Annotated in this window: 14 protein-coding genes; 2 read left to right on the plus strand and 12 right to left on the minus strand. The window is 37.2% G+C overall.

Annotated elements, in window-relative coordinates; translation table 11 throughout:
* Positions 1 to 2: 2 nt before the first annotated feature.
* The 11 genes from ABJN95_RS10910 to ABJN95_RS10960 all read right to left on the minus strand — a co-directional run bounded on the left by ABJN95_RS10910 (position 3) and on the right by ABJN95_RS10960 (position 10,612).
* On the minus strand, positions 3 to 1,631 hold the full coding sequence (locus ABJN95_RS10910) for a hypothetical protein (RefSeq protein ID WP_348370432.1): 1,629 nt from the start codon (positions 1,629 to 1,631) through the stop codon (positions 3 to 5).
* A gap of 88 nt (positions 1,632 to 1,719) precedes the next feature.
* On the minus strand, positions 1,720 to 3,048 hold the full coding sequence (locus ABJN95_RS10915) for an amidohydrolase family protein (RefSeq protein ID WP_348370433.1): 1,329 nt from the start codon (positions 3,046 to 3,048) through the stop codon (positions 1,720 to 1,722).
* Positions 3,049 to 3,372: 324 nt separating this feature from the next.
* Positions 3,373 to 3,831: a DinB family protein gene (locus tag ABJN95_RS10920; RefSeq protein ID WP_348370434.1), complete on the minus strand. Its 459-nt coding sequence runs from the start codon at positions 3,829 to 3,831 to the stop codon at positions 3,373 to 3,375.
* A gap of 238 nt (positions 3,832 to 4,069) precedes the next feature.
* The gene (locus ABJN95_RS10925; RefSeq protein ID WP_348370435.1) at positions 4,070 to 4,540 is read right to left on the minus strand and encodes a hypothetical protein; all 471 of its coding nucleotides are present in this window, start codon (positions 4,538 to 4,540) and stop codon (positions 4,070 to 4,072) included.
* 249 nt (positions 4,541 to 4,789) lie between these two features.
* Positions 4,790 to 5,266: a hypothetical protein gene (locus tag ABJN95_RS10930; protein ID WP_348370436.1), complete on the minus strand. Its 477-nt coding sequence runs from the start codon at positions 5,264 to 5,266 to the stop codon at positions 4,790 to 4,792.
* Positions 5,267 to 5,308: 42 nt separating this feature from the next.
* Positions 5,309 to 6,220: a helix-turn-helix domain-containing protein gene (locus ABJN95_RS10935; protein WP_348370437.1), complete on the minus strand. Its 912-nt coding sequence runs from the start codon at positions 6,218 to 6,220 to the stop codon at positions 5,309 to 5,311.
* Between the two features lie 9 nt (positions 6,221 to 6,229).
* Entirely contained in the window at positions 6,230 to 7,180 is a 951-nt protein-coding gene (locus ABJN95_RS10940; RefSeq protein ID WP_348370438.1) for an SDR family oxidoreductase, read from the minus strand.
* Between the two features lie 132 nt (positions 7,181 to 7,312).
* Positions 7,313 to 7,780, minus strand: coding sequence for a hypothetical protein (locus tag ABJN95_RS10945; RefSeq protein WP_348370439.1), 468 nt, complete (start codon positions 7,778 to 7,780; stop codon positions 7,313 to 7,315).
* A gap of 129 nt (positions 7,781 to 7,909) precedes the next feature.
* The gene (locus ABJN95_RS10950) at positions 7,910 to 8,416 is read right to left on the minus strand and encodes a cupin domain-containing protein (protein WP_348370440.1); all 507 of its coding nucleotides are present in this window, start codon (positions 8,414 to 8,416) and stop codon (positions 7,910 to 7,912) included.
* 135 nt (positions 8,417 to 8,551) lie between these two features.
* Entirely contained in the window at positions 8,552 to 9,256 is a 705-nt protein-coding gene (locus tag ABJN95_RS10955; RefSeq protein ID WP_348370441.1) for a hypothetical protein, read from the minus strand.
* 228 nt (positions 9,257 to 9,484) lie between these two features.
* Positions 9,485 to 10,612, minus strand: coding sequence for an alpha/beta hydrolase-fold protein (locus tag ABJN95_RS10960; protein ID WP_348370442.1), 1,128 nt, complete (start codon positions 10,610 to 10,612; stop codon positions 9,485 to 9,487).
* 189 nt (positions 10,613 to 10,801) lie between these two features.
* Between ABJN95_RS10960 and ABJN95_RS10965 the strand changes: the two genes are divergently transcribed.
* Positions 10,802 to 10,999, plus strand: coding sequence for a hypothetical protein (locus ABJN95_RS10965; protein ID WP_348370443.1), 198 nt, complete (start codon positions 10,802 to 10,804; stop codon positions 10,997 to 10,999).
* 184 nt (positions 11,000 to 11,183) lie between these two features.
* The gene (locus ABJN95_RS10970; RefSeq protein ID WP_348370444.1) at positions 11,184 to 12,488 is read left to right on the plus strand and encodes an amino acid permease; all 1,305 of its coding nucleotides are present in this window, start codon (positions 11,184 to 11,186) and stop codon (positions 12,486 to 12,488) included.
* 77 nt (positions 12,489 to 12,565) lie between these two features.
* Here the strand turns inward: ABJN95_RS10970 and ABJN95_RS10975 are convergent, their stop codons facing one another.
* Positions 12,566 to 13,405, minus strand: a complete 840-nt coding sequence (locus tag ABJN95_RS10975; RefSeq protein WP_348370445.1) for an NmrA family NAD(P)-binding protein — start codon at positions 13,403 to 13,405, stop codon at positions 12,566 to 12,568.
* Positions 13,406 to 13,435: the final 30 nt, after the last annotated feature.

A 13,435-nucleotide genomic window follows, 5' to 3' on the forward strand; every position in this document is an offset into this window, starting at 1 on the left:
CACTAATTGTCAAAATTTGCTTTGGTACCGGTCATCTGCCAATGCCCTAGAGAAATGGGTATATTTCCTATACTATTTAAGGTGTCAAAGAATTCGCGCAGAACGAACTCTTCCTGCCGGTTTTCTTTCATCTTAGCGTATTCGGCAATTGCATTTTCTAGCAAATACTTCCCTGTGATATAACTTGTACCATAACCGGGTTGACGTAGATAGAGATGCTGTTCAAAAACCAACAACTCTTTTTCAGTTTTCATCCACCCGCGAGGCGTGTACGCTGAATGAATGCTACCTGCTTCTTCCATAGTCATTTCGTTCGCATGGGCGTAGAGCGAGCCTAATCCTCTTGCGGCACGCTGTGCAATCATGATGTATACAATCTCCTTAGTTCTAGGGCTATCATCATATAACCCGGCTTGAAGAAATAATTCTTCGACAGCTGTTGCGGTGCCTTCGTTTCTAGAATCAAAAATATTGTAGCGTAGGGGCCCACGACGTATTGCACTCTTATGCGGTTCGTTGGCCATACGGGCCAACTCGAACCAATGATAAAAGTGAGAGTACAATGGCCTGGGGTCAAAATGTTCCCCTATTAAAAAGAAATTTCGCTTTTCTTCAGGAACGTAAACACCCAAATGTTCTCTTAGGGCAGTTTCGAAATAGGGTTTTACCGTTACGATTTCTTGATGATCTAGAAAGTTTATAAGACTTTGTGCAGCTGCATCAGCCATTTTAGTATAAGCCTCTGGAGAATCAGCTGCGACAAGTTCTGGTAGCTTTCTATTGCGATGCTCTTCTAGTTTTAAGGCGGTCCATGCACGAGAAAGCTCCCTTTTTAGAAGCAATACCTCATCATTCCAGGTCAATGGAACTAAATGTACATTTTGCAAATACCAGTTGTAGTTTTCTTTACCGATTCCTGAAGGCCCGGTCTTGTTTTTTGCTTCTGTACGCAACCATTGCGCCAAATCTTCCGTTGCCGCAATGGCCATATTGATGGCCTTTACAATTTTCTTATCGCTTTTGACTTCTTCCCTTTTTCCTAAATTTAGTAGCACAATACGCTGCCTTTCAATATCTCTGATTCCTGCTATCCATAGCTCTTTTGCATTTCCGGTCAAATTTTGCTTGGCTTGGTTATTTAGTGCGGGAATTACTGACAAGTCGGCCAAGAGCCGTTCTCTTTCATTTTTAGACAACGGAAAAGAATAGGTCCATAGTTCAGTAGTCGCATGATGGGTAGGTCCTTCATGTGCTGGAACATCGCTTCTGCTGGTCCAAACACTTTTATAAAAGGCAGGGTCACGCGCCCACGGTTTTAGTACGCGATGATTGAAATCGTAACCATTCATCTCTGCCCAAACAAGCATCCAATCTACTTGGTGTTCTATAGCCCAGCTGGTGGTATCAATGGCCTTTAATCGCGTTTGCAGTTTTTTGAATTTCGGCCAGCGCTTTTCAAAGGTTGCAGCGGTATAATCAGGAGCCTCGTTTTTCAATGGTGGTTTTTCGAACGAACGCCAATCATTGAAGAGCAATACCAAATCTTGGTACTTAGTATTAGTTGAATCTTGAGCTTTTGCAGCTACGACCACAGTCATTAGGCATATGAACAAAAGTATTTGCTTTCTCATCTTAAGGGTTGGTTTAAAAAGTAAGGAAAGATACAAATCTGAAACTAGCACTAACAATTACGTATTGCTTTTGTTGGATATCGTTTTTTTATTCGGTCACCCTTTGTTGAATTACTCCGTTCTTAACTACCGTATGTATAGACAGACAATTGCGTATCGATTCTAAAGGATTTTTATCAAGCAGTATCATATCTGCTAGTTTGCCTACTTCAATGGAGCCTAAACGATCATCAGACTTCATCATTTTCGCTGCATTTAGGGTACCCATTTTAATAATATCAATAGGTTTCATTCCGCCTAGTTCCAAAATTTGCATTTCTTCATGGAGGCTATAACCATGAAAATTGAAATCGTTGCCTGTATCTGACCCCAATACCATGTTGATACCATAATCGTAAAGAAAATGTACATCTGTAACGTGATGATCGACAAAGGACATGAAGGTGCTTTCTTCTAAGTCGTATTCATATTTTAAAGCTTCAGCTATGTTTTTTGCACGATTCACGCGATCAGGATTAAGCATTTCTTTCGCTTGCTTATACTTAGGAAGCATAGCTTCTTCATCAAACCATTCGGGATGCAACGGATATAGAAAAGACTTATCAATCATTAGGGTAGTAACCCAAGAAACGTCTTGGTCACGAAGAGTTTCAATCCAATTCAAATGCACATTGTTATTGGGGTCAATATTCACACCTGTATAGTGAACTAAATTTTGCACTCCAGCCTTCACTGCCATTTCCAATTCAATATTGTCACTTATATGGGCATAAACTTCTAAGTCATATTTGGAAGCTTCCCTAACCGTTTTATCTACAAATCGTTGCGGAATCCTTTCAACAAAAGGCGGTGCAGGTCCGTCTTCTATAGTGATCTTTATTCCAAGAATGGGATATTGAGCAACTTGTTTTACAAGCTCCTCAATTTGAGTTGTATCTTTTAAATAGAAGATGTTTTCTCCATGTGTTCTGTTAAAACCCCCATAGGTTTTGGCAGGATGGCGACCTTCCATGGTGAAATGCTGACTCGTATGAAACACTCTGGGAGCTGGAGTGGAATCTTGTTTACTCATCAAGCGCATGGCGGCGTAGTATGTATTGGTACACCGACTTCCGCCAGGCACAAAAATGGATGTAATGCCGTAGTGAATCAAGTTTGCAAAGTCTTCTTTAAAGTCTCCTGTATGTACATGACAGTCAAATAAGCCGGGCATCAAAAATTTATCGGAACCATCAATGATCTTACTTGCATTTAGATCAGATTCAGACCCAATAGCTACAATTTGCTTGTTATCGATAGCAATGGTGACAGCTTTTTGAATTGAAGTACCAGTGCCATCTATAAGGTTGACATTTTTAATCACTAAATCATATTCAACCTCTGGATTATTTCTACATCCAGAGATTAGGATTAGCATAATAAAACAAAATAGATACCGCATGCCTTTAAATGACTGTCAAGATATTGGTGAATGATTCCGTTGGGTATTTACACTCCTAATTTAGCAAATACAAACTGAAAAGAAAATCGGTGTGGGTTTTCGGGTTTGGGTAAGATTCAAGCAGTGCATGATAGCTGTTGTTGTCGCTTTATGTTAGTGTTTAGGGTTTTATACCTTTCTTGGTAGTGCAGCCTATGGAAACTACATTCCTAAAATGATAGCCTAGGGTGGTGCGTTTTTATAGGCTTGACAACAACGACTTAACCCTATTAGCGTATTACTGTTAGATACAGGTCGACCTTATGCCCTTAAAGGCTTTATAATTTGATTTACATGTTGCTCAAAATGTACAACATAATCTTCCATCAAATATCTCAAATCAGATAGGTTGCCTGCGGTATAAAGCTCAATTTTTGTGCTTAGCGTCTGATCATTTTGTAGCATCATCAGCTTTTTTATTCGCCTGTTGAGTGCTATCAAAAAGGTCAAAAGTTCTTCGATTTCAGCATGCTGATAATCATTTACTTTCACAAGTTCAACCTGTTTCATAGGTTTTATTCTATAGGGCTCATTTGCAATTTGAACTGCTGTAAAACGTTGTATGTTGTTAATTCCAGAATCTATTAAATGACCTATAATTTCCTTCTTTGACCATGTTTCAGCATTGGACTTAAGACTTAATTCTTCATCGGAAGCTGTAGTAATGTACTCTTTTGTCATAGTCAAAAGCCCTTCTAATTTGTGTATTGTTTCTATCATACTATTCTCTTTGTTTTTTACACGTCTACACGAGGTCTATTGTATTCTTTAATCGTATTCATTGTAAAAAAGTTATACTATAAAAATTATAGTCACAATACTAATTAAAGTAATTTGATTGTGCAATAACGGTCAAAAAGGATAGTTTGGATATTTCAGCTTATTGCTAGCTGGGGGACTTTTGTAATGGAAAGCCATACTAAGGTGGTAAGCAGTAAGCAATTATGTATGGCTATCGTTAGTTGTTTGATTTGCTATGTGGTCTTATTTTCTTATCTGATATTGACATTACCATACTTTTTGGTTGCAGCTTCTTTTCGGTCAATGCCTTGTTCAACTTTTCAGAAATTCCAACTGCTTCCCAAATCATAGCTTGTAGTTCATTTTTTGGGAAAGACTGGTAATCTTTTACCGTAATATGCCGTATCAACTTTCCTTTACCATTTAATTTTACGTTTGTCTTTGTCAATTCTGCTCCACGATTAAAGCCAAAATTTACGTGTTCAGCATATACTGCAATGTGACAAAAAGCATCTTTTAATTTTTCCGATTTCGAGTAAGCCAGCGCTACCGCATTGTAGTTATCCCAAATCAATTCGTTCGATTCTGGAACCAAATCAGTTATGAAATTACGCAATTGCAAGGTCAAGTTTTGGATGCGCTCGTCATATGGCGCTAGGAACTTTATAAGTTGAGGATTTGCTTTCATTTCTAGTTTTTCTCCTAAGTTCTATTTTTTCGGCTTGTAGCGAACCAATCAACCATGATTCGTTGGGTAATTTCTGGCTAGCACCATCAAGCTATTTTAGCAAAGGTTAATTGATCTTGCTGCGCTTTGTGAAGATACTAATTATAGCGATAGCGTTTTGTACAGGAAATAGGGAACAATCCGTTAGTGGTAGTGTGGTGCGTAGTTTTTATACGTATTTCTTGAACTTTTCAATCGAGATGCACTAACTCATTCCCAATTAATAATTTCCAACCCAATACGTTCATTTTCCAATGCAACCAAAGAAAGCTCCATTTCATGGTATTTGTCTTGCATTTTGAACTTATTAAATTCATCGGGATGTTTTTCTTTGAATTCTTTTAGCCATTTTTCAGACTTATAAATATTCACTATGCCTAAGTCTTTGTCAAAAGTCCAACTGTAATCGGCAAGCGAGCCAATTTTGCCTAAATACGTAACTGTTGTGTCGTAGTTGACTAAGCACTCATCGTATTCGAGTAAAGAGATTGTGATATTAAAATCTTTTTTTAGGGGCGCTGACTCCTTCTTTTTTGTAAAAACAAGGCCATCATTGTCAGGACTATTTTCGCTCAGTTCGAGCATCCAATTGCCATATAATTCTACTTTTGTTATAGGTGTGTTTTGTGCATTTAACATTAATGCAAAAGCAAGACCTATCAAAAGAGTGCATGCTGTTCTTCGCATACGGATTTGGCAACAATAATCGCTCCAAAATTAATCACCTTGTTAATTCCATTTATATTTTTCTCTGTACCTCGTTGGGCTTATACCTTCCTTTTTTTTGAATAATCTTGAAAAATACTGCGGATATTCAAACCCTAACTCATAGGCCACTTCGGCGATGCTTTTGTTAGGTTGTAATAAAATATTCTTTGCTTCATTTATTAAATACAAATGAATATGTTCAGTAGTGGTTTTTCCCGTTTCTTTTTTAAGTGTATCACTTAAGTAGCGTTGCGAAACTGACATTTTGCTTGCCATTTTTTTTATGTTGGGAATTCCTTTTTCTTGCAATTGTCTAGATTCAAAATAGGAGCATATCTGCCGATTGAATTGCTCCAGCAAATCGTTTGATATTTCTTTCCTATTTATGAATTGCCTTTCATAGAAACGATTGGCATATTTTAGCAATGTATCTAGTTGAGAAATAATAATTTCTTTGCTAAAGACATCTTGATTATTATGATATTCAATTTCAATATTTTCTACTATCGCTTCTATTTGCTTTTCTTCTTTTGGCGAAAGATGTAATGCTTCATTCACTGAATAGGAAAAGAAACCATATTTTTTTATTTGTAACGCTAATGCTGTTCCTTTCAGAAAATCTTCGTGAAAATTTATTGAAAAGCCTTTTTGCTCAAACACCATGCTACTGTTCCATTGTAGCATTTGTCTTGGTGCAATGAAAATCAAAGCTCCATTAGTGAAATCATATTTTGTACGCCCGTAGTTCAAATCTCCCTTTACATTTTTTTTAAAACTAATGGCATAGCAATCATTCGTAATTGGTGGTGAACTTTCTCGCGGGCAAGGTAAATAACCTTCTCCTTTGGCGTTAAAAATACTCAACATCGGATGCTCTGGCGCAGGAAGTCTTAAATAGGCTACATATGATGAAAGTGTTTTAAAATGTTGCATACCGCTAATTTAAATATTCCAAGTTACGCCTGTTTCTTTTTCCGATATTTCCCATAATCTTTGAGCAACCTCCTTATCTTTGGCATGTGGCTCTAGCTTGTGCGCTCCTACCGGACCTACCGTATGCATTCTTTTTGTCGGTCCGTAAAAACCACTTTGGTCAAGGTCTGATTCTGTGGCACACATTAATTGTGGATAGGCACCTTTTTCTGCCGATTGCACCAAGGGTGATAATTTCATTAGTTGCCAAATAAATCGCGTCATTAAACTACCACTGGTTTTAATTAATGATGTATTGGAAGCACCTGGATGACAAGCATAAGCCTTTACATTAGACTTTCCCGCTTTTTGTAAACGGTTTTGTAATTCATAAACGCACATAATTTGTGCTAATTTGCTTTGGCTATATACACCATTTGGACTGTATTTTTTATCCCAATTCATGTCGTCAAATTGTATGGTTTTTATCCCTAGATTATAACCCATACTACCAACGGTTACTATTCTCCCATTTGATTTGTCTATCAATGGAAATAATAATGCTTGAAGTGTGAAATTGCCGAAGTGGTTCGTTGCCATTTGACTTTCCCAACCATCTGCCGTAATGGTTTGTTTTGGTACTTGGGCAATGGCAGCATTGCAAATGAGTGCATCGATTTGAGGAACCGTTTTTAGAACTTCTGCTGCGGCTTTTTTTACAGAAGCTTGTTCAGCCAAATCCATTTTTATAGCTAAAACGTCGATATGGTTTCCAAGTTCAAGTTTTAAAGCAGCAATGGTTTGAGTTGATTTTTTTGGGTTTCTATTTAGCATCACAACGTTTGCTCCTTTTGATAGCAATAATTTGGCTGCTTCAAACCCTGTTCCGCTTGTAGTTCCTGTTATGACGTAGGTTTTCCCATCCAAATTTGCAATTCTGTCTGGTGTCCAACCTTTTTTACCAAATTGATTATTTTTCATTTTTGCCTATTTTTTAATGCGTAAAGGAATAGGGCAAAGGTCGCTAAGCAGTAGTTTTGTTTTCTTATACAGAATTTCGAAGTTTGTATACTTTTTGGTAGGTTTTGTTTTGCGCTCTTATATGTGCAGCTTTTAAGTATTAATTAAGGCAATTTTTTCATTTACCTTATCTATAAATTGGTGGAGATACGCTGGTACATTTGCTTTCACTTGGTCAATTCTCCAACTTTTTACATTTCCATTTTCTGAGAACTGAATGAATAACCCTCCTCCGTCAGCACAATCTGGGCAACCAAATTGGTTTTCGCTTTCCTTCAATAGTTTATTGGGAAAAAATTCTGAAAGGTTTTTGACCTCTTCAAATAAGTCGTTATCTAATGCGACGAAATCCATGTTTTGCCCACTATAATCATCAACGATGTCTTCAAAAAGTGATGTATTCGTGAGTTTGAAAGTTTCAACACATCCTTCTCCGCCACACTCACCATAAAAATGTCCGAAAACCATAAAATTTTGTTCATTGATATTAATTCCACTGTCATCACTAGTGCAGGCGCATAAAATTCCAAATGCTAACAGAACAAAAACAAGTTTCTTCATAACTACTTTTTTAGAAGATACCCAAACCAGTTACTGGTTGCGTAAAAATTACTTAGCAGTGTCTACGCATTGACCTTTCAAGTTCGTTTAGAGGAATGCCGACTTAGTACCGCTGTTGCTAATTGTATTTTATACGCGCGTAAGCCGCTCAATGACATCTTTGTTTTTTGGAAACATATGTATTAATTCAGCGCTTGTACCTAATGTGAAATCTTCAAAACTAAATCCGGGAGCTACGGTGCAACCAATAAATGAATATGCATTTGGAAATGCTACTTCAGCTGCAAACCAACTTCCACCTTTGACCACAAATTGGGGTACTTGACCATTTTGTATATCTATTCCTATCAATTGGTTGGCATAAACACCAGCTTCGGAAATGATATGTAATCGAATAGGTGATCCATCATAAAAATGCCAAATTTCATCCTGATTAATTTTGTGAAATGCTGAGAAATTATAAGATGTTAACAAGAAATAAATGCAGGTGGAAACATTTCTGCTGCCGCTATATTTTGCATCCAATACCTCCCTAGGAATTTCTTCTTTGCTGCGATAGGTTTCTCTGAAATAACCACCTTCAGGATGTGGTTTTAAACGTAATTCTGCAATTAAGTTTTCTAAAGAATTATTCATTTTAAAAGTGTTAGTAAGTTGTTCGTGTATGATTTGTTAGCGGGTTCAGCAGCGAATTTACAAAAGGTACCTAGACCTTTCGAAAACCCATATAATTTTCTAGGTACTTATACCAAAGCAATTGGCTATGCATTGTTAACTCTTGTTCCGCTCAGACTTAAAATGCATAAATATCCAAATTCCAATAGCGATACGAACCATTGGTTGTAGGTAGGAATAAATCCATTTATAGAGCCAATTTACAGGGGTATCCAACGCACCTATACCGAGATAATATCTTAGGAATGAACAAAGGCTAAGTATTCCTATAAATAGCAGTGAAATACCGATCCATTTTCCAAGGCCATTCTCTTGAACAAGTGCCGTACCATATAGCAGTGAGCCAAATCCAAAACCATAAATGACCAGAAAGTACTTGCTGTCAGAAATTCCATTGGCAGCATGAATCAATGACCTGAACATGTCTTTTGAAAGCTCAGTTTCGGCGCTTACATAATTGGGTCTCCATATTTGATTTAGGGTATCAATAAGGAGCGATTGTTGCGCCATCTCCGTATATGCCCAGACCATTAAAAACAGACTGCCCACTATCATTTGCAATGGATATCGTTTATAAAGAAGATAGGCTATTCCTAAACTTGCAATTATATTGACCTGAGGGTGAACGAATAATATCCATAATTTGGATACATATAGTTTGTTCTCATAAAGCAAGGCTTGAGATTCAAAATCTGTAGCCATTGGGCTGGGAAGAAATAGCAATAAGCTTGTTGTAAGCGCACCAAGTAGCGAACATATAGCTGCAAGTTTTAAAAAAGGTATTTGTTTATTTAGGTTCATTTGTTTTTGGTTAAATTTAGCACAACCTAGGATACAACAAGTAAAATTATTTCTTGTATTCTAAGAATCGGAAAACGAGACACATAAAGAATTAGTTCCTACTACTGTTTCCGTTTATTTAGCTATTCATATTAAGGTCTAGTATAGGAAGCGTAGCATTCCGAAGGGTGCTATTATTTCATATACATTTTTTTTTGTAACGCTATTTTTACTTTTCATATTAACGAACTAATACTTGTCGTTTTTCGCATTCCTTAAACCTTGTTGCATTTCTTGCTCAAAGTTTGAGTTTGGATATTGAGTAAGCCCTGCTTCAAAATATTTCACGGCATTTTCGTGGTCTCTATGTTTTAGGTAAAACTGTCCAAAACGATTTTGCCAGTAGGCTGAAGCATATCTTTTTGTTGTCAATACATCTTTAAATTCAGTCATGAAAAGGTTAAAATACTCAAAGTTATCTCTGTTCCAGGCTAACCAAATTAATCCATTTTTTGTGCTGTCACCTATATGATCATCTCCACCGAAACGCTTTGCTCGTTTTTTAAAATAAGCAGTTAGGTATTCCATTCCACCCAAATCAATATAGTGTTGAATACTTTCAAATACTGGTGAGTCATAGTTATGATAATAGTATTTCAAGCCTTTATAAATTGCTAAATGTGCCAAGGTTTCATGCACTTCATCATTAAATAAATCGTATTTCCAAATAAGATTCTTGGGATTGCTCTTTTTCAATATTTCATGGAATGCTTCAGTAGATCCGATATAATAGATGTCTTTTCTAGAGTTAGCCATAAAAAGATAAATTTCTTCATTTGAAGAAAACTTATTTACTACGTCTTCCGAAGCATAGCCCCCGTCAGTTATGATGGCTCCTTTAAAGAACTCACTTTGTTCTAAAATTAACTCACTTAAGTAGTAAGCAGCGGCTTCCCAACCAAAAATGACCCGTTCTTTATTTGTTCTGTAATTTGAATCTACATATTGTATGACCTCATTAATCAAAAAATCAGTGAATTTTTCATTTTCATCACTAAATAAGGTTCTTCGTAATGGATTGCTATTATTGATGCCTACAACGATCATTTCTGGAATAGCACCTGGAGTGCGTAATGCTTTTTGAATTGCTACCCCACTTACAAAATACCATTGCCCATCTAAAATATAAAGTACTGGATAGTCTTGCTTAGATTCTGAATACGCTTCTGGGGTATATATTTGAATTGTTCTATCTTGATTTAAGATCGCAGACTTAATAGTATGATTAATGCCAATAGTAATTGGGGAGTTGTCTTCTTGTGCAATGCATACTGTGCATAGCAAACAGCACATGATAAAAAAGAATAATGGCTTCATGGATTTTATTTTTTATTGAAATTTCTCGATGTTCTACAACAGTTCATATATATAAAGTAGGGCAGGCGGTAGGCGATGTATTATTGTTTTAGTATCAAGCCATTACTTATAGCCATTATGGTGTTGAGTTTTTCTTAACGGAATCACATTCTTATATCAAATAATCTTTTACAATAACCTACCATCGCAATGATTACTACTGTAATAATTAATGGCGTAGGCCAAATTGCTCCCATTGCCGCAAGACCATCAGAAAGGGCATATGCAGATAAAATATACACCAAAGTACGCATATGTAAAAATAAAAAGAGTGTAAACGCAATTCTAATGCGTAATACTATACAATTGAAACGTGTTGAACTGCTTACAAGCTTTGGTACAGTATAATTTCGAGGAACCATCTGCAAGCCGTATCTGCTGTAACCGAACCTTTGCATAAAGCTACACCTTGCGGTTTGGGCAATCTGCGAGCAACCCATTTTAACCTTTGTTAGCGGGCGTTTTTTAATTTCTTTTAGCGTTTTGACAGGGCAATTAGGTCGGTTCCGATTATTTAGGCTAATATTACCAGATGACTTCAAACGAAAATACTGGACTAGAACGGCAGTTGGGAGCCGGATCACTCGCTATCAATGCCATTAACTTGACCATTGGAACGGGTATTTTTATTCTACCTGCTTATGTAGCCGGCTACTTAGGTACAATGAGTTTCTTAGCCTATTTATTCTGTTCCATTTTGATGGGATTAATTATGCTGTGCTTTGCAGAAATGGGGAGCAAAGAGACGAGTACTGGTGGAGCGTATATGATGATTAAAGATGCCTTTGGTCCCTTGGCCGGGTTTTTATCAAATACCTTGTTTTGGTTAGGATATGGTGTACTATCAGACGCAGCCATTCTCAATGTAATGTCTGATATGTTGGGTATCTGGTTTCCTTCCTTTAACGAGTATTGGTTTCGAACGTTTTTTATTTTTGTGGTTATCGCCATCTTTGCTATTGTAAATATTCGTGGGGTGAAGTCTGGAATTAGAATGGTAGTCATTTTGACCATCCTAAAGCTTATTCCACTAGTCTTGCTGGTGTTGGTCGGACTTTTCAGCGTACAAGCTGAAAATTTGGGTATGACTGCGCTTCCAGATGTATCTACTTTCGGAGCTGCTTGTATCTTGCTATTTTTTGCTTTTGGTGGCTCAGAATCAGCATTAAATATCAGCGGGGAAATGAAGAACCCGGGAAAAACCATTCCACGTGGCATTTTCATGGGCATCACCGGAATACTCATTATATATTTGTTAATTCAATTTGTGGCAACTGGAATCTTAGGAGCTGAATTGGCTTTATTTCAAGAAGCCCCTCTTGCAGAGGTCGGCATTCGTTTGGTTGGCCCTATTGGAGGAACCATTTTAATTGCTACGGGAGTAATTTCGATGTATGCCCTAATAGGTAGTGATACCATGGTTATGCCAAGGCTGCCTTTTGCTGCGTCGGTAAATGGATTGCTGCCTAAAGTGCTAAGTAGGGTACACCCAAAATATAAGACGCCTCATATTGCCATTATTTCATATTGTAGTATCATTTTTATAATGGCCATAAGCGGGGGCTTTAAAACCCTAGCCATCTTGTCTAGTTCTGCAGTTTTAATCATATACCTAGGGGTAGTCTTGGCGATGTTTAAAAGTAGATTGAAGCCAGATTTGACGAACCCGCCCATGTTCAAAGTACCCGGAGGATTATTGGTTCCTATTCTTTCCTTGCTTGTTTTGATTTGGGTACTTTCTTATGTACCATTCAATGAATATATGGCCATAGGCATTTTCTTTATACTAAGTACCTTATTCTATTACGGATACGGCTGGAGGAAGAAGTCAAACTAGTGTTTCAAAATAAAAAAGGAATAGCGACTTGAATGGAGACTCAAATCGCTATTCATCATACACGGGGTTGCCAAGACTTAGTCAATACTAACCTGGTTCCAAATGCCAGTTGCAGCAGTTTGTTTTGCAAAGGTTTCAAAATCTTTAGCAGGTCGTTCCAAAACTTTGGCAATATCGTTAACAACTTCTTGGTTATCTGAATTTCCTAACACTTCTTGGAATAAATAGCCAAAAAGCCATACGTAAGAATCAGGAAGGCCAGCTTTTCGCATTCCTTGTTTAAATTGGTCAATAGAAATTGGCACAAATTGTATTTGCTTGTTCGATGCATCGGCCATAATTGCGACTACTTCTTTAAAGCTTCTTTTTTGAGGTCCGGTAACGGTTATAGTTTGTCCATTATACGCATCATCTACCAAAACTTTAGCAACTACAGCTGCTATATCATCTGCATCTACAAAGGGAATTTTAGCGTCTGGCATGGGTAACGCCACAACACCATCTAGCACAAAATCTAAAAATGCACCTTCACTAAAATTCTGATTAAACCAGGAGGCTCTAACCAAGGTGTAGTTTAAGCCCGAATTAGCTACAATAGCTTCACAAGCTTCTGCTTCCGTTTCCCCTTTACCAGAGAGCAAGACCACTTTTTTTAAACCAGCTGCTAGCGCTTTTTTAGTTAGTGTTGTTATAGCATCTCTTGAGCCCGGCACCGCCAAATCTGGATAATACACAATATATGCTCTATCCATATCTTTTAAGGCGGCATCATAGCTTTCAGGATTTTCCCAATCAAAGGCCGGGTTTGTCGTTCGACCAACTACCCTTACATTGTATTTAGATTGAGTTAAATTTTCTGCTACTCTGCGACCAGTTTTTCCAGTTCCTCCAATTACTAAAATGTTTTCTGATTTCATGATTCTAAATTTTTATGGTTAATAATTATT

Origin of the sequence: Maribacter sp., from assembly GCF_039974175.1 — a bacterium.
GTDB lineage: Bacteria > Bacteroidota > Bacteroidia > Flavobacteriales > Flavobacteriaceae > Maribacter_C.

What these genes read in the sequence shown, in the direction of transcription:
- ABJN95_RS10910 (WP_348370432.1), bottom strand. Translation starts at nt 1,631, where the DNA reads ATGAGAAAGCAAATACTTTTGTTCATATGCCTAATGACTGTGGTCGTA.
- ABJN95_RS10915 (WP_348370433.1), bottom strand. Translation starts at nt 3,048, where the DNA reads ATGCTAATCCTAATCTCTGGATGTAGAAATAATCCAGAGGTTGAATAT.
- ABJN95_RS10920 (WP_348370434.1), bottom strand. Translation starts at nt 3,831, where the DNA reads ATGATAGAAACAATACACAAATTAGAAGGGCTTTTGACTATGACAAAA.
- ABJN95_RS10925 (WP_348370435.1), bottom strand. Translation starts at nt 4,540, where the DNA reads ATGAAAGCAAATCCTCAACTTATAAAGTTCCTAGCGCCATATGACGAG.
- ABJN95_RS10930 (WP_348370436.1), bottom strand. Translation starts at nt 5,266, where the DNA reads ATGCGAAGAACAGCATGCACTCTTTTGATAGGTCTTGCTTTTGCATTA.
- ABJN95_RS10935 (WP_348370437.1), bottom strand. Translation starts at nt 6,220, where the DNA reads ATGCAACATTTTAAAACACTTTCATCATATGTAGCCTATTTAAGACTT.
- ABJN95_RS10940 (WP_348370438.1), bottom strand. Translation starts at nt 7,180, where the DNA reads ATGAAAAATAATCAATTTGGTAAAAAAGGTTGGACACCAGACAGAATT.
- ABJN95_RS10945 (WP_348370439.1), bottom strand. Translation starts at nt 7,780, where the DNA reads ATGAAGAAACTTGTTTTTGTTCTGTTAGCATTTGGAATTTTATGCGCC.
- ABJN95_RS10950 (WP_348370440.1), bottom strand. Translation starts at nt 8,416, where the DNA reads ATGAATAATTCTTTAGAAAACTTAATTGCAGAATTACGTTTAAAACCA.
- ABJN95_RS10955 (WP_348370441.1), bottom strand. Translation starts at nt 9,256, where the DNA reads ATGAACCTAAATAAACAAATACCTTTTTTAAAACTTGCAGCTATATGT.
- ABJN95_RS10960 (WP_348370442.1), bottom strand. Translation starts at nt 10,612, where the DNA reads ATGAAGCCATTATTCTTTTTTATCATGTGCTGTTTGCTATGCACAGTA.
- ABJN95_RS10965 (WP_348370443.1), top strand. Translation starts at nt 10,802, where the DNA reads ATGATTACTACTGTAATAATTAATGGCGTAGGCCAAATTGCTCCCATT.
- ABJN95_RS10970 (WP_348370444.1), top strand. Translation starts at nt 11,184, where the DNA reads ATGACTTCAAACGAAAATACTGGACTAGAACGGCAGTTGGGAGCCGGA.
- ABJN95_RS10975 (WP_348370445.1), bottom strand. Translation starts at nt 13,405, where the DNA reads ATGAAATCAGAAAACATTTTAGTAATTGGAGGAACTGGAAAAACTGGT.